A 24076-nucleotide genomic window follows, 5' to 3' on the forward strand; every position below is an offset into this window, starting at 1 on the left:
GGGGCGTAAGGGGGAAATGGGGAAGTGGGAACAGGCCCTCCCCCAACCCCTCCCGCAAGCGGGAGGGGAGTTTGGGTGGCGTCCTCCCGCAGAAGGGAGGGCGTTTTTGATTAAGCCCCTCCCGCTTGCGGGAGGGGTTTGGGGAGGGCGTGTTGGCTGAGACTCAGTAAGCCCGCGCGATCAGGATCGTTTCCACCGCCGGCTCGCCGGTGAACGGGCAGGTGCCGCTGGGCACGGGCGCGTCGAGCGGCGTGTTGCGGATGGTGAGCTTGAGCGCTTTCAACTGCTCCACCACCTTGTCGAGCGCGGCGCCGGTGGGGCGCGACCAGCCCAGTTCGACCCAGCCGGGGAACTTGCGATCCTCGGCAAAATAGGCGGCGAGGCCATCGAGATCGGTCACGCCGCGTTCGATCTGCGCGTCGCGGCGGGCGGCAGCTTCGGCAAAGAGAGCAGCCTGGATCGATTCCAGTTCGGCCACGGCGTTGGCGACGAAATCGTCCTTGGCCTGGCCGACGAAGTTGACCTTGCCATCCTCGCGCCACAGGCGATCACGGCGCACGGCCGAAACCTGGCCGTTTTCTGCGTCGCGCCCGCCGATTTCGAGGATCAGCGGCACGCCCTTCTTGACCCAGGCCCAGCGCTTGGCAGTGGCCTTGCCGGGGCGCTTGTCGAGCAGCACGCGCACCTTTTCGTCGAACACGCTGAGCTTGGCGAGCGCCTTGCGCAGGTCTTCGCAATAGGCGAGCAGCGCTTCATCGCCCTCGTTGTCGCGCAGCATGGGCAGGATCACGATCTGGTGCGGCGCCACCTGCGGCGGGGTGCGCAGGCCATCATCATCGCCGTGCGTCATGATCACGCCGCCGATCAGGCGGGTCGACACGCCCCACGACGTGGTGTGGCACAGCGTCTGCTGGCCATCCTTGTCCTGATAGCGGATGCCGGCGGCCTGCGAGAACGTGGTGCCCAGATAATGCGAGGTGCCGGCCTGGAGCGCCTTGCCATCCTGCATCATCGCTTCGATCGAATAGGTCGCGACGGCGCCAGGGAAGCGCTCGTTTTCCGGCTTCGGCCCGGCGATCACCGGCAGGGCCAGCACGTCCTGCGCGAAGCTGCGGTACATTTCGAGCGCGCGCAGGGTTTCCTCCATCGCGTCCGCCTCGTCGGCATGGGCGGTGTGGCCTTCCTGCCAGAGGAATTCACTGGTGCGCAGGAACATGCGGGTGCGCATTTCCCAGCGCACGACGTTGGCCCACTGGTTGGTCAAGAGCGGCAGATCACGCCACGATTGCACCCAGCGCGCCATGGCCGCGCCGATGACGGTTTCCGACGTGGGGCGCACGACCAGCGGCTCTTCCAGCTTCGCTTCGGGATCGGGCATCAGCCCGCCCTTGGGATCGGACACCAGGCGATGGTGGGTGACGACCGCCATTTCCTTGGCAAAGCCTTCCACATGGTCGGCTTCCTTGGCGAAATACGACAGCGGGATGAACAGCGGAAAATAGCAGTTCTCGACGCCCGCTTCCTTGATGCGCGCGTCCATCAGCTTCTGGATGCGTTCCCAGATGCCGTAACCCCACGGCTTGATCACCATGCAGCCGCGCACGCCGGATTCCTCGGCAAGCTCGGCCTCGGCGATCACCGCCTGATACCATTGGGCGAAGTCTTCGTCGCGCTTGACCGGCAGCGCGTGCTTGATCTTGGGCTGGTTCATGCCCTGCCGGTTAGCCGGTGCCGCGGATCGGGGCAACGCCCCAATGCGCGCAGTTTGGCAAAAAGCGATCTAACGGCACCGGCCCTCTCCCCCACCCGACCTCCCATAGGGTACTATCGTTGGGAGGCCGGGTGGGGGAGAGGGCCGGTGCCGCCTGCGCTTATTTGCCGAGCTGTTCCAGCTTCTTCTGCATTTCGGCCATCTGCTTGCGCAGTTCCGAAAGCTCGCTGTCGCCGCTGGCCGGCTTGTCGTCTTCGCGCGGCGCGCCGCCGGCGGCCGTGGCGCCAGGCACGAATGCGGCGGCTGCGGCCTTGAACATTTCCATGTTGCGCTGGGCAATCTGGGCGAGCGGATTGGCGCCGATCGAGTCCTCGATCGCCTTGCGCAGCTTGTTCTGGTTCTCGCGGAAATGCTCCATCGAGGCTTCCAGATAGCCAGGCAGCAGGGCCTGCATCGAATTGCCGTACATCGCGATCAACTGGCGCAGGAAGTTGGTCGGCAGCATCTGCTCGCCGGCGGCTTCCTCTTCCATGATGATCTGGGTGAGGATCGAATGGGTCAGGTCTGCGCCGCTCTTGGCGTCGATCACTTTGAACTCGACGTTTTCCTTCACCATCTGGGCGAGGTGGTCGAGCGTGATGTAGCTGGACGTCCGCGTGTTGTAGAGACGGCGGTTGGCGTACTTCTTGATGATGACGGTATCGCCGTCCTTAGCCTGATTTGCCATTTTTATCGGACCCCCACTGGGAATGTCACAGAGGATTAGCAGATGCAGTATGTGCGGCGCAATATGACTTAATCAAGATGCGGGACGCGGCTTTTCGCGCAAAAAACGACGCCCCAGCAGCGTCAGCAGCTCATATTGGGACAAGCCACTGATTTTCGCGGCTTCCGGCAGGTTGTAGGCCAGATCCAGCCAATCGCCTTCCGCCAGATCGGGTGCACTTGTTGCATCCACTATGGTCATATCCATCGAGACCCGGCCGAGCACGGGCAAGGCCCTGCCCTGCCACATAAATTCGCCCCGGCCAGACCATGTGCGCAAGTATCCGTCGGCATAGCCGACCGCCACCACGGCCGCCGCGATCGGACGGTCGGCCACGAAGGTGGCGTTATAGCCCACGCGGTCTCCCGCGCTGAGCTGGCGACGCTGGATCACGGCCGCCTGGGGCCGCGCGACGGGCGCGATCACGCCGGCCAGTTCGCTGCGCACAATGCCGCCATAAAGCGCGATGCCCGGCCGCGTGAGATCGGCATGCCACGGCGCGCCGAGCGCGATGCCGGCGCTGTTGGCCAGGCTGTAGCGCCGCGCCGGCACTTGCGCGCGCACGGCGTTGAAACGCTCCAGTTGCTGCGCATTTTGCGCAACGTCTTCGTCCGCGCTGGCGAGGTGCGAGATACAGCAATCGATATCCAGCCCCGCGAGCGCCGGGTCACCGAGATCGGCGAGCGGTAGGCCAAGGCGGTTGATGCCGGTATCGACCATCAGATCACACAAGCCGCCGCCCGCTTCGCGCCAGCGCTGCACTTGGGCGAGCGAATTGAGCACGGGGCTGACGCCGGTGGCGCGGGCATAGGCGACATCGGCCGCGTTCATCGGCCCGTGCAGCACGTGGATCGACGCCGGTGGCACATGGGGCAGCAGGTCCGGCACTTCACACCAGTGCGCGACGAACCAGTCGCGACAGCCCGCTTGCGCCAGGATCGGCACGACCCGCGCCGCCCCCAGGCCATAGGCATCGGCCTTCACCGCCGCGCCCGCGCGGGCCGCGCCGCTCAACCGATCGAGCGCCTGCCAGTTGGCCGCCAGGGCCGTGGCATCGAAAGCAAGCCGCAGCGCGGCGGGAGGCAGGGGAACGGGGGAAAGCGCAGACAAGGTTCGATCAATTCCGGTTGGATGGGGCCGGGTCAGCCCGCTTCATCGTGCGGCAAGCCGCCCTTGAGGCCCCAGGCGGAAACCACCAGCGCCACCAGCACGACAACCCAGGTGTACCACAGCCCGGCATAGGGATCGCCCGTCTTGGCGATGATGAGTGTGGAAAGAAACGGCAGGAAGCCGCCGAAATAGCCGGTGCCGATGTGATAGGGGATGGACAGCGAGGAATAGCGGATGCGCGGCGGGAACATTTCGCACAGCGTGGCCGCAACCGGGCCATAGGTCGCGCCCGACAAGGCCATCAGGCCGACGAGCACGAGCACGACCAGCACGGCGCGGCCCGGCGTGGGCGTGACGCGGGCCAGGTCATAGCCGGCCTTGGCCAGCAGCCCTTCCAGCGCCTTGCCGCGCGCCTTCTTGTCCGCCCAGGGATAGGCATCGAGCGGCAGGCGCGCTGCACCGGCGTGGAGCGTGAGCACCGGCGCGCTTTCCAGGCGATAGGAGACGCCAGTGGCGGTGAGATCGGACAACAGCTTGGCACAAGGGCTGGACTGATCCGCCGCGAAAGCATCGAAGCGGCAATCGGGGCCGGCGACCACCACCGGCAGCTCGCGCGCCTGGCGCGCCAGATGCGGATTGGCCAGCGCGCCGATGCCCCAATAGAGCGGGAACAGCAGCACCAGCGTGGCGACATAGCCCCACACGATCGGCGCCTTGCGGCCCACCTTGTCGGAGACATGGCCGAACAGCAGGAAAGTGCCGACGCCGAACAGCGCGGCAATGCCGACGATGATCTCGGCCGCCGTCTCGTTCATGCGCATCGCGGTTTTCAGGAACGTCAGGCTGCTGAACATCGCCGTGTACCAGATCACGGTGAGCCCGGCGGCAATGCCGAACAGCGCGACGAGCAGCCGCTTCTTGTTGCCCGGCGCGGTCAGGCTTTCCATGAACGGATTGCCGGCCAGCTCGTTTTCCGCCTTCATCGCCTGGAACACCGGGCTTTCCGACAACTTGAGCCGCATCCACAGCGAAATCGCCAGCAGCGCCAGGCTGAGGATGAACGGCACGCGCCAGCCCCAGGCCGCCCACAGGTCTGGCCCCAGCAGCGCCTTGCAGGTGAGCACCACGATCAGGCTGAGCACGAAGCCGCCGACCACGCCGGCCTGGATGAAGCTGGTGAAGAACCCGCGCCGCTGCGGCGCGCAGTGTTCGGCCACATAGACCGCCGCGCCGCCATATTCCCCACCCAGCGCCAGCCCCTGCGCCACGCGCAGCAGGATGACGATGGCCGGCGCGGCGTAGCCGATATTGGCGGCCGAAGGGACCAGGCCAACCCCCGCCGTCGCCACACCCATCAGCGCAACCGTGGCAAGGAAGGTATATTTGCGCCCGAGCCGGTCACCCAGGAACCCGAACAGCACCGCGCCAAGCGGGCGAAAGCCGAAGCCGACCGCAAAGACCAGCCAGAACAGCAGTAGTTCCAGCGTGGCATTGCCGGTGGGGAAGAACGCCTTGGAAAGGATCGACCCCAGCGTGCCGTAGATGAAGAAATCGTACCATTCGAACACCGTGCCGGCCGAACTGGCGGCGATCACCAGCCGAATGTCTGCCGCGGTCGGCTCCGCGTGGGTGGTGTTCATGGCGTGCAAATTCCCCCGGCCTTGTCTTGTCGGGACAGGCTTAGCCTGCCTTGGCCGGCTCCGCCAGCGCGGCCAGCGCAGCATCCCATGCCAAGAGGATGGCGCCATGGCGGCCGGGATAGTCCCGCGCCCGGCGCAGCAAGGCGATGCCGGGCCAATCGGGTTCACCCCCCTCGCCCGCCAGCCAGGCGCCGAGAGCGGCGCGCGCGGTTTGCAGATCAGGCAAGGTGCGACCGATCGCGGCCTCCGCAAAGACCTGCGCTGCGGCCTGACCAACGGCGCAGGCATGGGGCCGCAGGCCAAGGCGCACGATGCGTCCTTCAGCATCGAGCGACAGGCCAATGTCCAGAGTGCTGCCACAGGCGCGCGAGCGGGCTGAGCCGACGCGAGGCAGGCTCTCGTCCCAAGGGTGCTGCGCCAGGGACATGGCGGCGGCGAGCACTTCGGGCGTGTAGAGCACGGTCGCGCTCATCTCAGTCGGCCGTGGCGCGCTTGCGGTGATGGGCGGCTTTCTTGTGCGCCGTCGTGGCCTCGGGCGCGGGAGCATCGGCATCCTCATCCGCCGCCTTGGCCGCTTCCTCGCGCCGTTCCGCGATCATCGAGACGAGTTCCTCGCTGGCGGCGTTGAGGAACGGATAGGTGCGCGCGGCGGTGATCCATTCCGGCCGGCCCTTTACGCCCCACACCACGTCATAGGCAAAGACCAGCAGCGAAAAGCCCAGGACCATCAGGATGGCGCCCTTGACCGCACCAAAGCCGAAGCCGAGCAGGCGATCGATCGGCCCGAGCATCGAATCGCGGCTGGCCGCGCCCAGCTTGCGCGCAAGCAACCGCATGATGCCCCAAGGCACGACCATGAGCAGCGCATAGGCGAGGACGCCCGCACCGGTGTCGGTCTTGAGGTGGGGCTTGAGCGCCTCGGTCAGGGGCTCCAGACCATAGTGCACCGCAATGAGCACGATGCACCAGGCTGCAAGCGAGAGCACTTCTTCCACGAAACCGCGAAAGAAACCGCCGATCGCGCCGACCGCGACGACCAGAAAGACAACATAATCGAAGCCGGTCATACCCTGCCGATTAGGCGCCGCTCATCACCCGGTCAACGAGATTTGGGAGCAGCCGGATCGGGGAAAAGCGCAAGCCGTCCACCTTTTCTGCCGCGCCATCGGGGCCGTGGACCTGGCGGAAGCCCAGCTTGGCCGCCTCGCGCAGGCGCACCCCGGCATGGGCCACCGGGCGCACTTCGCCAGCCAGCGAAACCTCACCGAACCACGCCGTGCCCGAGGCAAGCGGGCGATCCGCCAGCGCGGAAACCAGCGCGGCGGCCACGGCCAGATCGGCCGCCGGGTCGGTCAGGCGATAGCCGCCCGCGACGTTCAAATAGACTTCGGCCGAGGAAAAGCTGAGGCCACAGCGCGATTCGAGCACGGCGAGCAACATGGCGAGCCGCCCGGAATCCCAGCCGACTACGGCGCGGCGCGGCGTCGCGCCGCTGGCCAGCCGCACGGTGAGCGCCTGGATTTCCACCAGCACCGGCCGGGTGCCTTCGAGGGCGGGAAACACCGCGCTGCCCGGCACTGGTTCTTCCCGGCCGGAAAGGAACAGCAGCGAGGGATTGCCCACTTCCTCTAGCCCCGCGCCGGCCATGGCGAACACGCCGATTTCATCGACCGCGCCAAAGCGGTTCTTGATCGCGCGCAGAATGCGATACTGGTGGCTGCGCTCCCCCTCGAAGCTCATCACCACGTCGACCATGTGCTCCAGCACGCGCGGCCCGGCGATCGAGCCATCCTTGGTGACATGGCCGACCAGCACCAGCGCGACGCCGTTTTCCTTGGCATAGCGGATCAACTCGAACGCGCAGCCGCGCACCTGGCTGACCGTGCCGGGCGCGCCCTCGATCTGGTCGGAATGCATCGTCTGGATCGAATCGATCACCAGCAGGGCGGGCGTGTCCATGCTGCCCAGCGTGGTGAGGATGTCGCGCACCGAAGTGGTGGAGGCAAGCCGGATCGGCGCCTTGCCCAGCCCCAGCCGATCGGCGCGCAGGCGGATCTGGTCAGACGCTTCTTCCCCGCTGATGTAGACGACCAGGCCACCCGCGTTGGCAATGCTCGCGGCGGTCTGCAACAGCAGGGTGGACTTGCCGATGCCGGGATCGCCGCCCATCAGGATGGCCGAGCCAGGCACCAGGCCGCCGCCCAGAGCGCGATCGAATTCGGCCAGGCCCGTCTTGCGCCGCTGCGGCAGGGCCACCGGCGTATCGAGCGAGACGAACTGCACCGCGCGGCCACCGCTGGACAAGTCATGCTTGGCGGAAAACACCGTCTGCGGCGCCTCTTCCACCAGAGTGTTCCATTCCGCGCAATCGGGGCACTGCCCCTGCCAACGCGAGGAGACGCTGCCACAGGCCTGGCAGACATAGCGACGTTTGGGCTTGGCCATGGCGACGCGCTAACGCGAACAGAGCAAGAACGCAAGCCGGGTTTGCCGCCAGTATGGCATCATGGCGCAGTCGCCAGACGCACACGCAGCGCCCGCGCCGCCAGCAAGACGCCCAAGCCGCGTCCGATCAGGACGCCCGACAGCGTCCCCCGGATGGCCACTTCCCCCAGGCGCAGCATAGGCAGATGGGACGTTGCGGGGGCAACCGCATCGAACACGGCCATGCCATAGCGCAGCGCGAAAATGACGAGGATCAGCGCGAAGACCAGCCAACTGCCGCGCAGATGAAGCCGCAGCGGCGGGCCACCCTCCACCCGCAGCAGCAGATGATGGCCGAGCGGACGGCCAGCCAGACCGCCCAGCATCAGCGCCCCGAGCCAGATCGCGGTTTCCAGCGTGGACGCATGGGTCGTCACCAGGCCCACCACGCCGAGCACCACGACGACAGCGGGCAGGATGATCGGGCCGGCAAGCCCGACCGTGCGCGGACGGGTGGCCTGCCAGGCGCGCAACAGCACGACCGCGAGCAGGAACCAGACATAGACCGGGGTATGCGAAACGATCGCCAGGGCGCTGTGCGACATTGGACTTGCAGCTCCGTTTTGCAGCATGAATGCAGGGCTTGATCGACTATCGGTGCGCTAGCGGCCGGGCCAGCCGGAGATTCGGCAAATGCGTTGGAGTTTTCGTGAATTGGCATGATGCACAATTGGCGCTTCGCCATGGGTGCCGGATCGTGGCCGCGCCGCCGTTCCTGGCGCTGATCGGCCTGATCACCCTGATCGGCAGCCTGTTCGACCGATCGGGGCAGACAGGCCTGTCCATGGCCCTGGGCTTTGCCCTGCACCTGGTGCGCAATCTGGCGGGTGCGACAGTGGCCACCCTGGTCATCGTGGTTCTGGCCCGCGCCCTGCCGCCGCGCGTGCCGGTGCTGTTGCGTCTGGCGCTGGCAGGGCTGGCCGCCGCACCGCTGGTTCATGGCACCATGGCGGGCGGTGCCGCCGTGACAGCAGGCCACTGGCCAAGCTGGGCCTTTGCCGGCTGGCCGCTGGCCCGCGATGCCATCATGGTCAGCGCGATTGCCGTGGTCGTCGGCCTGTTCCGCGCCGATCGCGCCCGCCCGGCAGGGCGAGCGGAACCGTCAGCGACACCGCAAACGGAACCTCCAGCCCCGGCGTTGCTGCGACGCCTGCCACCCGATCTCGGCGCCGACCTGGTTCGGGTGAGCGCCTGCGACCACTATGTGGAGGTGCAGACGCGCGCGGGTGCCACGCTGATCCTGCTGCGCCTGGCCGACGCATTGGACGAACTGGCCGGAGTGCCGGGCATGCAGATCCACCGATCCCACTGGGTGGCGCACGGGGCGATGGCGGCGGTGGTGGTGGAGCAGCGGCGGCCGCTGCTGGTGCTCGATGACGGGCAGCGCCTGCCGATCAGCCGCAGCCGCCTGAGCCATGTGCGCGGCGCGCTGGCCGATCGCGCCGCTACTCGCTGAACGTGGAGCGCTGTGCGGCTTCCACTTCTTCCAGATAGCGGCGGCGCGCGTGGCGCTCGGTGATCACCCCCTGCACCGTGCCCACGCCATCGACCACGGCGATTTCGTCGGCGGCGTGTTCGTCGAACAGCGCGAGGACGGCCTTGATGTCTGACGCAGGGCTGAGCGTCACGTTGGTCAGGCCAGCGAGCGCGTGAAGGCGCATGTCGGGGGCAAGATCGGGGCGATAGGCCGCCGCCGTCGCCATGATGCCGCGATAATGCCCGGCTTCGTCCACCAGGATGGCCTTGCTGGCCGAACCGAGCGGCATGCGCGCGCGGAATTCGGCGATCGTCAGGTCTTCGGGCATCGACACCCAGTCGCGCCGCATGATCCGCCCGGCGGACAGGTTGAGCATCCAGCCGATGTCGCGCGGCCCGCGAATATTGCTGCCGCGCACGTGCAGGCGCCAGGTGGAGAACGAATAGCCGAACACTTCGCGGGTGAGCGTGCCCGACACCAGCGAGGCGGTGAGCACCACGCCCATCAGCGCGAAATCATGGGTGATTTCCAGCATCAGCATGGCCAGCGTCATCGGCCCGCCGACGATCGACACGCTGAGCGCGGCCATGCCGACCAGCGCCGCATCGGTGGCATCGAGTTCCAGGCCGGGCACGAGTTGCCCGGCGATGATCGAAAAGGCCTGCCCCACCACCGAGCCGAGGAAAAGCGAGGCAAAGAACAGCCCGCCGCGAAAGCCGCTGGACAAGGCAACGACGCAAGCCGCGATCTTGGCCAGCAGCACGATGCCGAGGAAATCGAGCCCCGGCCGCAATGCGAGATTGAGATGCAGCGCGCCATGGCCGGCCGAAAGCGACTGCGGCGTGACCAGCGCCAGCGGGATCAGCAGACACCCGCCCAGGATCGGCCGCCAGCGCGACAGCCCCTTGAACCGCGCCAGCGCGAGTTCGGCGCCGGTGACCAGGCGCATCACCAGGATGCCGACAACCGCCGCGACCAGGCCCAGCACGCCATAGGCGAGGTAATGCTCGAAGTGCAGGCTGCGCCCCACCGCCGTGGTGGCGATCAGCCAGGGTTCGCTGCCCATCAGGCGCGACATGCCCGCCGCCGCCAGCGCCGCCGCCATGACCGGCGCCACCGCGCCCGGCACGAACGAGCCTATGACGATCTCGAACGCATAGAATGCCCCGGCCAACGGCGCGTTGAAGGCCGCGCCCACGGCCGCCCCTGCCCCTGCCCCCACCAGCGTGCGCAGATCGTTGCGGCGCAACTTCATCGCCTGCCCCAGGATCGAGGCCATGCCGCCACCCATCTGGGCATAGGCAGCCTCCAGCCCGACCGAGGCGCCAACGCCGTTGGAAATGACGGTCTGCCCGGCAATGATCAGGTTGTCGGCTGGCGGAATGCGCCCGCCGTGCAGGGCATTGGCCTCCACCACGTCGATCAGCGGGCGGTTGCGGCGGCGCAGCCAGCGCGCCCACAGCGCCAGGGCCAGCCCGCCCAGCGGCAGGGCGATCAGGCGCCAGGGATGGCGGATTTCCGCCAAGGCGCTCAGCCGGTTGCCTTCCAGGCCATAGAACACCTGCTGCATGGCATGGGCCAGAAAGCCGAGGAGATTGGTGGACAGCCCGGCCAGAGCGCCAGCGAGCGCGGCCAGCGCGATGAACGCGGCCTCCCGCTCGCGCAGCAAGCGGCGCAGGCGCACCACGGCCTTGATCAGGAAAGTACCGAAGACGTGAGAGAAGCGGCGGCGCGGGGAGGAAAGACCGGAGTGGGGCATCGCTCAACCCGCAATCGACACCGGCACGGATCTGGCCGGAAAATGGTGCCCCTGGCCCGACTCGAACGGGCACGTCTTTCGACAACCGATTTTGAGTCGGTCGCGTCTACCATTCCACCACAGGGGCACTGTAGCTTGCCGGGGCGCTTTAACCGCACCGGCAAAAAGGTTCAAGCCGGCAGGAGCCGTTTTGACGGCAAATCCGCAGATTGCGGATTTGCGCGGCACCGGCCCTCTCCCCCACCCGACCTCCCATAGGGTACTATCGTTGGGAGGTCGGGTGGGGGAGAGGGCCGGTGCCGCCAGGAAAATGCCCTTGGGGCATTTTCCCAGGACAGCGCTCAACCCTTGATCGCAGTTGCCACCAGCTTGTGCAGCTTGGAATGCAGCGCGTCGTTGGCAGCGAGCACGGTTTCGTCGCAGATCGCCTGCGAGCGGCCGCGATAGTCGGAGACGAAGCCACCGGCCTCGCGCACCAGGAGGCAGCCGGCGGCCGTGTCCCAGGGCTTGAGGTTGCTTTCCCAGAAGCCGTCATAGCGACCGGCGGCAACCCAAGCGAGATCGAGCGAGGCAGCGCCGAAGCGGCGGATGCCGGCCACACGCATGCCGATTTCGTGATAGATCCGCGTCCATTCGCCCATGTCGCCATAGCCCAGGAACGGGATGCCGGTGGCAATGACCGAATCATCGAGATTGCGACGTGCCGAAACGCGCAGGCGGCGATCCTGCAACCAGGCGCCACGGCTCTTTTCGGCCCAGAAGCTTTCGTCGGTCATCGGCTGGTAGACCAGCCCGGCGATGACATCGCCCCAACCCGAACCATCGAGCGCCGGCTCCTGCACCGCGATCGAGATCGCGAAGTGCGGGATGCCGTGAAGGAAGTTGGTGGTGCCATCGAGCGGGTCGACGATCCAGCGCGGCTTGGTGGGATCGCCTTCCACCACGCCGCCTTCTTCCATCAGCAGGCCCCAATCGGGGCGCGCGGCGCGCAGTTCTTCGTAGATCGTCTGCTCGGCCGCGCGATCGGCCTTGGACACGAAGTCGGCCGGGCCCTTGCGGCTGACCTGGAGATGTTCGACTTCGCCGAAATCGCGGCGCAGGCGCGTGCCGGCCTTGCGGGCGGCACGCTCCATCACCCGGACAAGACCGGAAATCGCCATGGGATCAGCCCGCCTTGCCGACGTAGGAACGCTCGTAGACGTCCACCACGATGCGCGTGCCGCTTTCGATATGCGGCGGCACCAGGATGCGCACGCCGTTGTCGAGCACGGCCGGCTTGTACGACGAAGAGGCGGTCTGGCCCTTCACCACGGCGTCGGCTTCGACGATGGTGGCTTCGACGGTTTCGGGCAGTTCGACCGAGATCGGGCGCTCGTCATACATTTCGAGCAGCACGGTCATGCCGTCCTGGAGGAAGGCAGCGGCGTCGCCAAGAAGATCGGCAGGCAGCGTGATCTGGTCGTAGGTTTCCACGTCCATGAACACCAGGTCTTCACCCTCGGCATAGAGGAACTGGAAGTCCTTGGTATCGAGGCGCACGCGCTCGACCGTGTCGGCGCTGCGGAAGCGCACGTTGGTCTTGCGGCCATCGATCAGGTTCTTCATTTCGACCTGCATGAACGCGCCGCCCTTGCCGGGCTGGGTGTGCTGGGTCTTGGCGACCTTCCAGATGCCTTTTTCGTATTCCAGGATATTGCCCGGACGGATGTCCACGCCGCTGATCTTCATGATGGAAAGAGCCCTGACCAAAGTAGGAAAGGCCGCGCCTTAGCCGAGGTGGCCGATTGCTTCAAGCCGCTGTTGCATGCTAGCCACCCGCTCATGACCTTGCGCGCACGTCTCGTCCTCCTGCCGGCCCCGCTCCTCGCCCTTGCCGGGGCGCTTGCCGCCTCCGCGGCCCTGACGCTGGCCGCTGCGCCCGCGCGCGCCGTTCCGGGCGGTGATCTGGGCACCCTGCACAACGGCCACTGGTCTTGCGACACCGGCGGGGACGCTGCCACGGTGCCACGCCATCTGCCGGCCGAGGATTTCCGCATCATGCCCGATTCCAGCTATCGCACACCCGATGGCAAGGGCGGCGGCACTTATGTGCTGCTGGGGCGCGCGATGAGCTTCACCTCCGGGCCGTTCTATGGCCGCAGCTACCTGGCCCAGGGGCCGAACACGGTGTTGCAGCTCGATGCCAAGGGCAAGCGCACCGGCGTGCGCTGCACCCGCACCGGCGCGCCCAGTGGCGGCTTTGCCGACGCACCGGAGGCCGGGGTAAACGGCGCCAACTGACGCCGCCTGCCCGCAGGGATCAAACCCGCGCGCCCCGGGCCATGCGGGCATAGGCAAAGGCGACCAGCGCGCCGAACAGCGCCAGCCCCAGCGGCATGCTCCAGGCATTGGCCGCGATCACGCTCATCACATCGGCCTTGCCGCTGCCGGCAACCAGCGCGGCAAAGGCGATGTTGAACAGCCCGTCGCCCACGATCAGGCCGGTGGCGGTGAGCACGCCCATGCGTTCGGCCAGCGCCGGATCGCGCTGGCCCATCGCCCAGCGGTTGTAGAAATGGCCGAGCACGGCGCCGATCACCACCGGCAACGTGGTCGGCATCGGCAGGTACATGCCCATGCCCACGGCGAGCGGCGGCAGCGCGCCCTTGCCGGTGGCGCGCAGGCCTTCATCGAGCGCGATCGCGCCGGCACCGATCGCGGCGCCCAGTGCAATGAGATTCCAGTCGAGCCCCTGGCCCAGCACGCCCTGGATGATCGCGGAAATCAGCGCCGCCTGGGGCGCAGCCAGCGCTTCCGGACCGGCGCCCGGCGCGCCGGCAAAGCCGAACGTGCCGTTGAGCAGCGTGAGGATCGGCGGAATCACCACCGCGCCGAACACCACGCCCAGCACGAGCGCCACCTGCTGCCGCCACGGCGTGGCGCCGACCAGTTCGCCGGTCTTGAGGTCTTGCAGGTTGTCGTTGGAAATGGTCGCCACGCCGAACACCAGCGCGGTGACGAAGAGCGCGAAGGCGACCAGCGCCTTGCCCGCCGCCGGATCGGCCAGATGGCCGAACAGCGCGAGGAGGACCAGCGCGATGCCCAGCGCGGCGAGGATGCCGACGCCCGAGATCGGACTGTTCGACGCGCCGATCAGCCCGGCCATGTAACCGCAGACCGACGCGATGACGACACCCGCCACCAGCACATAAGCCACCGCCGCGAGCAGCGTCGTGCCGAGGTGCGCGGCCACCGGTCCGTCGCTGGCAAATCCGGCGAGCAGCACGGCGATGGGCAGCATCAGCACCACGATCGTGCCGCCGACCAGGCCGATCGGCAAGTCCCGCTCGGTCAGGGCGACCCCGGCATAGCCTTCGGCGGCACGGGCACGGCTGGCGGCGAGCGCCCCGGCGATGCCGCGCACGATCGGGCCGATCACGCGCAGCAGGGTCCAGATCGCGGCGACGCCGATCGTGCCCGCGCCGATGAAGCGGATCTTGGCGCGGAACACGCCGGACACGAAATCGGCCAGCTCGGTCCCGGCCGGCGGACCACCGGCGGTGTAGATCGGCAGCAGCACGCCAAAGCCGATGACCACGCCCGCCAGGATGGCAAGGCCGACGGCGAGGCCGACAAGATGGCCCACGCCGATCAGCGCCATGGACAGGCCGCCGCCCGCCGTGGTGGCGCAACCGGCAAAGCGAAACACGCCGCTCGCTTCCTCGGCCACCAGGCCCAGCTTGGCGAGCAGCGGATAGGCCACCGACAGCCCGGTGCCCGTGGCAACGGCAGCCAGCCCGCGCTTGTTTTCCTCGGTACCGCCCTCGCCCGCGCCAACTTTGAGCACTTCGGCCGCTGCCACGCCTTCGGGATAGGGCAAGTCCGACCCGGTCACGAGCGCGCGGCGCAATGGCACCGAATACATCACCCCCAGGATGCCGCCGATGGCGATCACCGCCACCGACTGCCAATAGGGAAAGCCGCTCCACCATCCGACCATGACCAGGCCGGGCAGCACGAACACGATCGCCGAGAGCGTGCCGGCCGAGCTGGCGATGGTCTGGACGATGTTGTTTTCCTGGATGGTCGATCCCGGCAAGAGACGCAGGATCGCCATCGAGATGACCGCAGCGGGAATCGACGTGGCAAAGGTAAGCCCGATCCGCAGGCCCAGATAGACGTTGGCGGCGGTGAAGATCACCGTCAACGCCGCGCCGAGCGCGATGCCGCGCGCGGTCAATTCCCGGGGATTGCTGCCACTTGCCACCATTGCATCCTTCTTGCCGTAAGCGCGCGGTGTGGCACGGGCCGCGCGCAAAGGGAAGATGGCGGCAAGCGCGCCAGTCAGGCCACGAATTCGACCTTGGTCTGCTGGCTGACCATCTGCGCCAGGCGCGCGGCGTCCCAATTGGTCAGGCGCACGCAGCCGTGGCTTTCGGTCTTGCCGATGTTGGCCGGCTCGGGCGTGCCGTGAATGCCGTAATGCGGCTTGGACAGATCGATCCACACCACGCCCACCGGGCTGTTCGGCCCAGGCGGCAGCACCGCATCGAGCTTGGCATCCGACACGTCCCAGAACAGCTTGGGATTGAAGTGATATTTGGGATTGTGATCGATGCCGTTGATTTTCCAGGTGCCCAACGGCAGCGGATCATGCTCCGAACCGGTGGTGACCGTGAACGCGGCAACCAGCGCGTTCTGCTCGTCATAGACCCGCAGCGTGCCGGCCTTGCGGCTGACCACGATGCGCGCGGCAGACGGCTGGTCCGTCCCCACGCCCAGGTTGGCGAGAGTCTGCCGCCAGGCGGCATCCTTCACTTGCGCCGGATCGATGGCATCGGCGCCCACGTTGGGCACGCGCAGCTTGGCCCCGCCGGCAAAGGGTGGTGCGCCGGGATTGAGCGCGTGAAGCACCTCTGGCGTCGTGTGGAACCGCTCGGCCAGCTTTTCATCCAGGCTGGCATAGCCCAGCGCGGGCAGCTTGGCCTGGGCAGCCGGATCCTTGGGCAGCGGGGCAAACGCACCGGCGGCGAAATCGGCCGGGATCGTCACCACCCGCGTGGCAGGAATGTTGCTCTGCCGCGCGAGAATGCCGCGCGTGGCATCGTCAAGCTGCCCGGTAACCGCCAGACCATTGGCCTCTTGAAAGGCGCGCAGGGCATTGTGGGTAGAGCCGCTGATTGTCCCGTCGATCACGCTGGGGGCGAAACCGGCGCGGTCGAGCAGCACCTGGGCCTGCATCTCCGGACGGGGCTGGTCGTCGCGCATTGCGGCGGCTTCGCCCGGGCCGGCGTCATCGGATGCCATGCTGTCCGCGCCAGGCAGGGCTGCCTTGGCGCTGGCCGAGCCACTGGAGGCGCCATCGGGTGCGGACGTGTTGCAGGCAGCGGTCGCCAGGGCAAGTGCAACAAGGGAAAGAAAAGCGGAAGGGGCAAGCCGGCGGTCGCGTGTCATCATGTCTCCGTGCCAGCGCATCTCGCCTGCTGAACGGCAGGCGCGGCGTGGCATTGCCAGGCGACAACCCGGATTTGTAATGATCGTTCCCGCCCCGCCGTATCAACTGGCCGGATCAATCCGCCTCGTTACCGATGTCGTCTGCCTCACCCTGGTCGGCGTCATCGGCGCGCAGATCGCCCAGCCCTTCGGTTTCGCGCGGCGGCGCCTCGCCAATGGCGCGCAGGAAGGCGGCGATGGCCCCGGCTTCATCCAGACCCTGATCGTTGGCCCAGACCGCACCGCTCACCGCCAGGAAATCGGCGCCGGCAGTCACCAGCGGCGCGCAGTTTTGCGGGGTAATGCCACCGATCGCCACGCAGGGCAGCTCGAATACGGCAGACCACCAGGCCAGCAGCTCGGGCGCGGCGCGGTGCTTGGTTTCCTTCGTGCCGCTGGGATGGAACGCACCGAACGCGACGTAATCGGCGCCCGCCTCGCCCGCTTCCATCGCCAGATGGCGGCTGGCGTGGCAGGTCACGCCGATCTGGACATCGCGGCCCAGGCGCTGCCGCGTATCGGCCACGCTGCCATCGTCCTGCCCCAGATGCACGCCATCGGCGCCCAGGCGCTTGGCCAGGCTGACGGAATCGTTGACGATGAACGCCACGTCGCGATCGGCGCAGATCCGCTGGAGCGGATCGGCCAGCTTGGCCGCGGCGTGCTCGTCCACGTCCTTGACGCGAAACTGGAACGCCGCCACCGGCCCGCCATCGAGCGCGCGGGCGAGACGATCGGGAAAATCGCCGCCCACGTCGAGCGGCGAAATCAGGTAAAGCTGGGTCGCAAGATTGGTCATGGCCGCAGCCCCTAACGCTTTGCCGGGGCCGCGTCCATCATTGCGCAAAAAGCGTCGGGAACCTGGGCCTGTTGCAGCGCATTGCAAGGGGCATGAGGACCCTGCCCCCGCTTTTGCCGCTACTGTCGCTGATCGCGATCGGCGCCTGTGCCACACTGCCCAAGCCAGCCCGCGACGATGGCATGGCGCGGCTGGGCGAAGCCACGCGCGCCGGCAGGCTGGAAGTGCGGCCGCTGTCGGTCGTGGAAGACAGCCGCTGCCCGGAAAACGCCCGCTGCATCACGGCCGGTCGCCTCATCGTGCGCACGCAAGTGGGTGGCCAGAGCCGCGATCTTGAATTGGGCACGCCGGACGCATCAGGCGTCGTGCTCGATGCCGCCGAACCGGCCAAGCGCACCGACAGGCGTATCCTGCCGGGCGCGTGGCGGTTTCATTTCAGTCCACTGGCGCCGGACTGAGGTGTTCGGCTGATCAGGCCGCAACCAGCTTCTGGGTGGAGCCGGTGAAGATTTCATCGATCGCGCCGCCGAGCGCCGCGTCGAATTCCGCTTCGCTCATCTGGTGGCGCAGGTCTTCAAGCAGCGCGCGACTGAAGCTGGCGATGATGCCCCGGTTCTTGGCCAGTTCGATGCAGGCTTCCGGACGGGCATAGCCGCCCGACAGGGCCACCACGCGCAGCACCGCCGGGTGATCGACCAGCGCATCGAACGTGCCGGGCACCTTGGGCAGCGAGAGCTTGAGCATCACCTTGGTGCCTGCGGGCAGCGCGTCCAGCGCCTTGAGCAGTTCGTCGCGCAGGATCGTGTCGCAGCCCTCGCGCGTGTCGCTCTTGATGTTCACTTCGGGCTCGATGATCGGCATCAGGCCGCCGGCCAGAATCTGCATGGCCACGTCGAACTGCTGCTTCACCACGGCGGCAATGCCAGTGGGGCTGGCCGCGTTGATCACCGAGCGCTCCTTGGTGCCGAACACGCCCAGTGCCTTGGAGCGGGCGACCAGCGCGTCAAGCTCGGGCATCGGCTTCATCAGTTGCACGCCATCGGCTTCGGCTTCCAGGCCCTTGTCCACCTTGATGAACGGCACCACGCCCTTTTCGATCAGCGCGGTCGGCACCGGCTTGCCATCGACCATGCCGTCCATGGTGCGTTCAAACAGGATCGCGCCGATCACCTTCTCGCCGTTGAACACCGCCGAGCGGATGATCCGGCTGCGCATCTGGTGGATCAGGCCGAACATCTCTTCATCGTTGGAATAGGCATCTTCCTCGATGCCATACCCCTTGAGCGCCTTGGGGGTCGATCCGCCGCTCTGGTCCAGCGCGGCGATGAAGCCATGTCCGTGGGCCATCTTTTCGGTCATTTCAGCGTGGTTCATGATCGATCCTGTGGTTGGGGCGGCGGCGCGCGGGGCGTCACCCACCAGTGTGGCAACCGGGTTGCCGAATCTTGCAACGCATACCTATGCGCGACCACGCCATAAACAGGCGCGCGCTGCACTGCAACACGCGCCTGCAAAAAAGTTTGGCTCAGGCTTCCAGCGCGGCGACGCCGGGCAGTTCCTTGCCTTCCATCCATTCGAGGAAAGCGCCGCCAGCGGTTGAGATATAAGAGAAATCCCCCGCCACGCCGGCATGGTTGAGCGCGGCGACGGTATCCCCGCCCCCGGCCACCGAAACCAGCGAGCCTTCCTTGGTCAGCGCGGCTGCTGTCTTCGCCAATGCAACCGTGGCAGCATCGAACGGCGCCATTTCAAACGCGCCCATCGGCCCGTTCCACACCAGGGTGCGGCAGGTCTTGAGCACGTCGCCGAGCGCTTCGACAGCGGCAGGGCCGACATCGAGAATCATCTCGTCCGCGCCCACTTCATGCACGTTGGCGGTGCGCAAGCTGGCCGGGTTCGCGGCGAATTCCTTGGACAGCACGACATCGTAAGGCAGGTGCACGGTGCAGCCGGCCTTGTCGGCGTTGTCGAGGATTTCCTCGGCGGTGCCGGTCAGGTCATGCTCGCACAGCGACTTGCCCACGTCCACGCCGCGCGCGGCGAGGAAGGTGTTGGCCATGCCGCCGCCGATGATCAGGTGATCGACCTTGCTGACCAGGTGCTTGAGCACATCGAGCTTGGTCGAGACCTTGGCTCCGCCGACCACGGCGGCGACCGGCTTCACCGGATTGCCCAGCGCCTTTTCCAGCGCTTCGAGTTCGGCCTGCATCGCGCGGCCGGCATAGGCGGGCAGCACCTTGGCAAGGCCCTCGGTGGAGGCATGGGCGCGGTGCGCGGCCGAGAACGCATCGTTGACATAGGCCTGGCCCAGCTTGGCCATGGCAGCAACGAGGTCAGGATCGTTCTTTTCCTCGCCCTTGTGGAAGCGGGTGTTTTCCAGAACGGCGATGGTGCCATCGGCCAGCGCCGCCACGGCGGCTTCCGCTTCGGCGCCGGCGCAATCGTCGATGAACGTCACCGGGCGGCCCAGCACATGGCTGAGCGCGGGGACGACCTGGCGGAGCGAATTGGCCTCGCTACGCTCGCCCTTGGGACGGCCGAAGTGGGCCAGCACCAGAACCTTGGCGCCCTTGTCGGCCAGTTCGGTCAGCGTCGGCACCGCCGCGCGCAGGCGGGTGTCGTCGGTGACCTGGCCGTCGGCCATCGGCACGTTGAGATCTTCGCGAACCAGCACGGCCTTGCCGGCAACATCGCCCAGATCATCGAGAGTCTTGAAAGTCATTGCTCTATCTCCTTGGCATACAAGGAAAAGGCCCGGCGCCCGCCTCTGCCGCAAGGGCAGACGCGCGGGCACCGGGCCTTCGCATTCAGGCGATCAGATCAGCTTGCCCATCGCGCCGGCGGTATCGACCATGCGGTTGGAGAAGCCCCATTCGTTGTCGTACCACGACAGCACGCGCACCAGCTTGCCATCGATCACGGCCGTTTCCAGGCTGTCGACCGTCGACGAGTGGGCATCGTGGTTGTAGTCGATCGAGACCAGCGGCTCTTCGCTGTAGGCCAGCACGCCCTTGAGCGGGCCTTCGGCCGCAGCCTTGAGCAGCGCGTTGACCTCTTCCTTGGTCGTGTCGCGCTTGGGCTGGAAGGTCAGGTCCACCACCGAGACGTTCGGGGTCGGCACGCGGATGGCCGAACCGTCGAGCTTGCCCTTCAGTTCGGGCAGCACTTCACCCACGGCGCGGGCGGCACCGGTGGTGGTGGGGATCATGCTCATCGCCGCGGCGCGCGAACGGCGCGGGTCGGAGTGGATCTGGTCGAGGATCTTCTGGTCGTTGGTGTAGCTGTGCACCGTGGTCATCAGGCCACGTTCGATACCGATGGCATCGTTCAGCACCTTGGCGAAAGGCGCCAGGCAGTTGGTGGTGCACGAAGCGTTCGACACGATCACGTGATCGGCGGTCAGCTTGTCGTGGTTCACGCCGAACACGACGGTGAGATCGACGTTCTTGGCCGGGGCCGAGATCAGCACCTTCTTGGCGCCGGCTTCGATGTGCTTCATGCCGCCTTCGCGGTCGGTGAAGAAGCCGGTGCATTCCAGCGCGATGTCGATGCCGAGTTCGCCGTGCGGCAGCTTGGCCGGATCGCGCTCGGCGGTCACCTTGATGCGCTTGCCGTCGATGATCAGGTCGTTGCCGTCCACTTCCACGGTGCCGGGATAGGCGCCGTGCACGCTGTCACGCTTGAACAGCAGGGCATTGGCCTTGGCGCTGGCGAGGTCGTTGATGGCGACCAGTTCCAGGCCGCAGTCGGGCCGTTCGAGAATGGCCCGCGCCACATTGCGGCCGATACGCCCGAAACCGTTGATTGCAACCTTGGTCGCCATGGTCTTTCTCCTTGGAAATGAAGAGACTGGATGGATGAAACGAACGGTCCGGGTTCAACCCAGGCGTTCGAGAACTTGCGGCACGATCTTTTCGGCGGTGAGACCGAAGTGATCGTAGAGCACCGACGCCGGGGCGGACGCGCCGAAAGTGTCGATGCCGATGGTCAGGCCATCGCCGACATGCTTCTGCCAGCCGAACGTGGTGCCGGCCTCGATCGAGACCTTGAGCGCGTCGGCCGGAATGACATCCGCCTTGTAGGCAGCGTCCTGCGCTTCGAACAGTTCCCAGCTCGGCATGGACACGACGTCTGCGCCAATGCCCTGCTCTTCCAGCGCCTTGGCCACGTCAACCGCGATCGCCACTTCCGAACCCGTGGCCAGCAGCACGACCTTGCGCGCGGCGGTGGCCGAGACCAGGCGATAGGCGCCCCGCGCGCTGAGCATCGCGCCATCGTGGCGCAGTTGCGGCAGGTTCTGGCGGGTGAGCGCCAGGACCGACGGGGTGTGCGGCGAAGACAGCGCCAAGTTCCAGCATTCGGCGGTTTCCACCGCGTCGGCCGGACGGAACACCTGCAAGTTCGGGATCATGCGCAGGCTCATCACCGTTTCGATCGGCTGGTGGGTGGGGCCATCCTCGCCCAGGCCGATGGAATCGTGCGTGAGCACATAGATCACGCGGGTGTGTTGCAGCGCCGAGAGGCGGATCGCGTTGCGGCAATAGTCGGCAAAGACCAGGAACGTGCCGCCGTAGGGGATGATACCGCCATGCAGCGCCATGCCGTTCATCGCTGCCGACATGCCGAATTCGCGGATGCCGTAATAGACATAGCGGCCGGCATAGTCGGCCGGGCCAAACGGCGTGGTGGCCTTGGTCTTGGTGTTGTTGGAGCCGGTGAGATCGGCCGAGCCGCCAACCATTTCCGGCACCAGCGGGGTGAGCACTTCCAGCGCCAATTCCGACGCCTTGCGCGAGGCGATGTTCTGGGTCTTGCCCAGCCATTCGCCAAAGGCCTGGCCCGCTTCCTCGCCCGAAGGCAGCTCGCCCGCCATGCGGCGCATCAGTTCGCCGCCCTGCGGATTGGCGGCCAGGCGCGCTTCCCATTCGGCGCGCAGATCGCGGCCAGCGTCGCCCGTGGCGCGCCAATTGGCGAGGATGTCCTCAGGAATCTCGAACGGCGCGGCCGTCCAGCCAAGGTATTCGCGCGCGGCGGCGATCTCGTCCTTGCCCAGCGGCGAACCGTGGACGTTGTGGCCGCCCTGCTTGTTGGGCGCGCCCTTGCCGATCACGGTGCGGCACGAGATCAGCGAGGGGCGTTCATCGGCCATCGCGGCGGCAATCGCCCGCTCGATATCGGCGAAATCGTGGCCGTCGCAATCTTCGGTGTGCCAGCCGCTGGCGCGATAGCGGGCCAGCACGTCTTCGCTGGTCGACAGCGAGGTATCGCCATCGATGGTGATCTTGTTGTTGTCCCACAGCACGATCATGCGGCCCAGGCCCAGCGTGCCGGCCAGGCCCACGGCTTCGTGGTTGATGCCTTCCATCAGGCAGCCATCGCCCGCGATCACCCAAGTGCGGTGATCGACCAGGTCATCGCCGAACTGCGCGTTGAGGTGGCGTTCGGCCATGGCCATGCCGACGGCCATGGCAAAGCCCTGGCCCAGCGGGCCGGTGGTGCATTCCACGCCCGGCAGCAGGAAGTTTTCCGGGTGGCCGGCGCAAGGGCTGCCAAGCTGACGGAAATTGCGGATGTCGTCCATCGTCGGCTGCTGATAGCCCGACAGGTGGAGCAGCGCATAGAGCAGCATCGAACCGTGGCCCGCCGAAAGCACGAAGCGATCGCGATCGGGCCACTTGGGCGCGGCCGGATCGAACTTCAGAAAGCGCGACCACAGCACCGTGGCAACATCGGCCATGCCCATCGGCATGCCAGGGTGGCCGGATTCCGCTGCCTGGACCGCGTCCATCGCCAGCGCACGGATCGCGTTGGCCATGGGCGCCAGCGCGGTCGGATCGCTTGTCATCTTCGGGTTGGTGTCCTTACTCGCGCGCCCGGCTTGCGGTCGCGTCTGATTCGGGGAAATCGCGGCCTCTTTGGTTCCCCGGCATGCCAGCGTCAAGCGCGGCGTCGGCCGCTTTCCGTGAACACGAATGCGCCGGGCGGCAGGTCGTGGATTTTGACAGCGCAATCGGCGCGCGTCGCGGCAATCTATACACAGGGGAACTTGCAGGCCACGGCCAGTGTGATACCGCAGGAATCATGGCAATCATCGAAGGCAATTCGGCAGACCAGACGGCAACCGGCGGAACAGCAACCGGCGGCATCTTGCCAGAGGGCACCGGCGATCTCTTTTCGGCCATCGAACGGGTCGAACTGGCGCTGGCCCGGCTGGAAGACGTGGTCGCCCGCCGCCAGGCCGAGGAACAGGCCGCCGCCGCCGGGCAGGAGCGCGCCACGCTGGCCGAACTCAGCGAGTTGAAATCGCGCCATCGCAAGCTGCGCGAGCGGGTGAGCGAGGAATTGCAGCAGCTCGACCTGCTGCTGTCGAGCCTGCCGCAGTAACGCCGCTGCGATCGATCAGGCGCCAGGGGGACAACGAGCATGCAGATGACGAACGTGACTCTGGCCATCGGCGGACGGTCCCTGACCATTTCCGTGGCCGCCGGAGAGGAAGCCCACGCCGAAATGCTGGGCCGCATGATCGACGATCGCGTGCGTCGCCTGGGCAACATCGCCACCCAGGGCGAAGCGCGCATGCTGCTGTTTGCCGCGCTGATGCTGGCCGACGAATTGCACGAGGTGCACAGCCGCCCGGCCCCGGCGCCCACACCGCCGCCGCCTGCCCCCGAGCCGGCCAGCCTGCCGCCGGAACTCGTTGCGCGGGTGGGCAAGCTGGCCGAGCGGGTGGAAAACCTCGCGCAAAAACTTGCCCTGCCCCTTGAGCCGGATGCCACGAGCGCCTAAATTGCATGGCGACGGGTTCTGCCCGGCACGCGCCGCATGAAACATCCCTGAGGCTATAAGCAAATCCAAGGG

The 24076-nt window shown here is 67.0% G+C and carries 23 protein-coding genes and 1 tRNA gene; 5 read left to right on the plus strand and 19 right to left on the minus strand.

Annotated elements, in window-relative coordinates; all coding sequences use genetic code 11:
- Positions 1–163: 163 nt before the first annotated feature.
- The 8 genes from proS to IE191_RS03830 all read right to left on the minus strand — a co-directional run bounded on the left by proS (position 164) and on the right by IE191_RS03830 (position 8256).
- Positions 164–1711, minus strand: coding sequence for a proline--tRNA ligase (proS, locus tag IE191_RS03795; RefSeq protein ID WP_191323041.1), 1548 nt, complete (start codon positions 1709–1711; stop codon positions 164–166).
- 160 nt (positions 1712–1871) lie between these two features.
- On the minus strand, positions 1872–2438 hold the full coding sequence (gene phaR, locus IE191_RS03800; protein WP_191323042.1) for a polyhydroxyalkanoate synthesis repressor PhaR: 567 nt from the start codon (positions 2436–2438) through the stop codon (positions 1872–1874).
- Between the two features lie 72 nt (positions 2439–2510).
- A complete protein-coding gene (locus tag IE191_RS03805) occupies positions 2511–3587 on the minus strand; it encodes an alanine racemase (protein WP_191323043.1) in 1077 nt (358 codons plus the stop codon).
- A 32-nt stretch (positions 3588–3619) separates the two neighbouring features.
- A complete protein-coding gene (locus tag IE191_RS03810; protein ID WP_191323044.1) occupies positions 3620–5227 on the minus strand; it encodes an MFS transporter in 1608 nt (535 codons plus the stop codon).
- Positions 5228–5267: 40 nt separating this feature from the next.
- Positions 5268–5699, minus strand: coding sequence for an iron-sulfur cluster assembly scaffold protein (locus IE191_RS03815; protein WP_191323045.1), 432 nt, complete (start codon positions 5697–5699; stop codon positions 5268–5270).
- A 1-nt stretch (position 5700) separates the two neighbouring features.
- A complete protein-coding gene (locus IE191_RS03820) occupies positions 5701–6294 on the minus strand; it encodes a CvpA family protein (protein ID WP_191323046.1) in 594 nt (197 codons plus the stop codon).
- A 10-nt stretch (positions 6295–6304) separates the two neighbouring features.
- Positions 6305–7672: a DNA repair protein RadA gene (gene radA / locus IE191_RS03825; protein ID WP_191323047.1), complete on the minus strand. Its 1368-nt coding sequence runs from the start codon at positions 7670–7672 to the stop codon at positions 6305–6307.
- Positions 7673–7731: 59 nt separating this feature from the next.
- Entirely contained in the window at positions 7732–8256 is a 525-nt protein-coding gene (locus IE191_RS03830; RefSeq protein WP_191323048.1) for a hypothetical protein, read from the minus strand.
- A 125-nt stretch (positions 8257–8381) separates the two neighbouring features.
- Here IE191_RS03830 and IE191_RS03835 point away from each other — a divergent pair, with 125 nt between their 5' ends.
- Positions 8382–9167 (plus strand): LytTR family DNA-binding domain-containing protein, encoded by a 786-nt coding sequence (locus IE191_RS03835; RefSeq protein WP_191323049.1) that lies wholly within the window; start codon positions 8382–8384, stop codon positions 9165–9167.
- Here the strand turns inward: IE191_RS03835 and IE191_RS03840 are convergent.
- From IE191_RS03840 to efp, 4 genes are all read right to left on the minus strand, one after another.
- Positions 9157–10947 (minus strand): chloride channel protein, encoded by a 1791-nt coding sequence (locus IE191_RS03840; protein WP_191323050.1) that lies wholly within the window; start codon positions 10945–10947, stop codon positions 9157–9159. The genes IE191_RS03835 and IE191_RS03840 overlap by 11 nt on opposite strands.
- Positions 10948–10990: 43 nt before the next feature.
- Positions 10991–11074, minus strand: a tRNA-Leu gene (locus IE191_RS03845).
- 214 nt (positions 11075–11288) lie between these two features.
- Positions 11289–12107 carry an inositol monophosphatase family protein gene (locus IE191_RS03850; protein WP_191323051.1) on the minus strand — a complete coding sequence of 273 codons (819 nt, stop codon included), beginning with the start codon at positions 12105–12107 and terminating at the stop codon, positions 11289–11291.
- A 4-nt stretch (positions 12108–12111) separates the two neighbouring features.
- Positions 12112–12675, minus strand: a complete 564-nt coding sequence (gene efp / locus IE191_RS03855) for an elongation factor P (protein WP_191323052.1) — start codon at positions 12673–12675, stop codon at positions 12112–12114.
- Positions 12676–12768: 93 nt separating this feature from the next.
- Here efp and IE191_RS03860 point away from each other — a divergent pair, with 93 nt between their 5' ends.
- On the plus strand, positions 12769–13227 hold the full coding sequence (locus IE191_RS03860; protein WP_191323053.1) for a hypothetical protein: 459 nt from the start codon (positions 12769–12771) through the stop codon (positions 13225–13227).
- 19 nt (positions 13228–13246) lie between these two features.
- On the opposite strand, the gene IE191_RS03865 is transcribed toward IE191_RS03860, so the two are convergent.
- The 3 genes from IE191_RS03865 to thiE all read right to left on the minus strand — a co-directional run bounded on the left by IE191_RS03865 (position 13247) and on the right by thiE (position 17218).
- Complete coding sequence (locus IE191_RS03865) at positions 13247–15196, minus strand: OPT family oligopeptide transporter (protein ID WP_191323294.1); 1950 nt, start codon at positions 15194–15196, stop codon at positions 13247–13249.
- A gap of 74 nt (positions 15197–15270) precedes the next feature.
- The gene (locus IE191_RS03870) at positions 15271–16380 is read right to left on the minus strand and encodes a L,D-transpeptidase family protein (RefSeq protein ID WP_191323054.1); all 1110 of its coding nucleotides are present in this window, start codon (positions 16378–16380) and stop codon (positions 15271–15273) included.
- A gap of 115 nt (positions 16381–16495) precedes the next feature.
- A complete protein-coding gene (thiE, locus tag IE191_RS03875; protein WP_191323055.1) occupies positions 16496–17218 on the minus strand; it encodes a thiamine phosphate synthase in 723 nt (240 codons plus the stop codon).
- A gap of 92 nt (positions 17219–17310) precedes the next feature.
- Between thiE and IE191_RS03880 the strand changes: the two genes are divergently transcribed.
- Complete coding sequence (locus tag IE191_RS03880; protein ID WP_191323056.1) at positions 17311–17676, plus strand: hypothetical protein; 366 nt, start codon at positions 17311–17313, stop codon at positions 17674–17676.
- Between the two features lie 13 nt (positions 17677–17689).
- Here the strand turns inward: IE191_RS03880 and IE191_RS03885 are convergent, their stop codons facing one another.
- The 4 genes from IE191_RS03885 to tkt form a co-directional block, all read right to left on the minus strand.
- Complete coding sequence (locus IE191_RS03885) at positions 17690–18592, minus strand: fructose bisphosphate aldolase (RefSeq protein ID WP_191323057.1); 903 nt, start codon at positions 18590–18592, stop codon at positions 17690–17692.
- A 151-nt stretch (positions 18593–18743) separates the two neighbouring features.
- Positions 18744–19940, minus strand: a complete 1197-nt coding sequence (locus IE191_RS03890; protein ID WP_191323058.1) for a phosphoglycerate kinase — start codon at positions 19938–19940, stop codon at positions 18744–18746.
- Positions 19941–20033: 93 nt separating this feature from the next.
- Complete coding sequence (gene gap / locus IE191_RS03895) at positions 20034–21041, minus strand: type I glyceraldehyde-3-phosphate dehydrogenase (RefSeq protein ID WP_191323059.1); 1008 nt, start codon at positions 21039–21041, stop codon at positions 20034–20036.
- A gap of 54 nt (positions 21042–21095) precedes the next feature.
- On the minus strand, positions 21096–23063 hold the full coding sequence (tkt, locus tag IE191_RS03900) for a transketolase (protein ID WP_191323060.1): 1968 nt from the start codon (positions 23061–23063) through the stop codon (positions 21096–21098).
- Positions 23064–23299: 236 nt separating this feature from the next.
- On the opposite strand from tkt, the gene IE191_RS03905 reads away from it, so the two are divergent.
- Together IE191_RS03905 and IE191_RS03910 are read left to right on the plus strand one after the other, a co-directional pair.
- Positions 23300–23602, plus strand: a complete 303-nt coding sequence (locus IE191_RS03905; RefSeq protein ID WP_191323061.1) for a hypothetical protein — start codon at positions 23300–23302, stop codon at positions 23600–23602.
- 45 nt (positions 23603–23647) lie between these two features.
- The gene (locus tag IE191_RS03910) at positions 23648–24004 is read left to right on the plus strand and encodes a cell division protein ZapA (protein ID WP_191323062.1); all 357 of its coding nucleotides are present in this window, start codon (positions 23648–23650) and stop codon (positions 24002–24004) included.
- Positions 24005–24076 lie beyond the last annotated feature (72 nt).

Origin of the sequence: Novosphingobium pokkalii (genome assembly GCF_014652855.1) — a bacterium.
GTDB lineage: Bacteria > Pseudomonadota > Alphaproteobacteria > Sphingomonadales > Sphingomonadaceae > Novosphingobium > Novosphingobium pokkalii.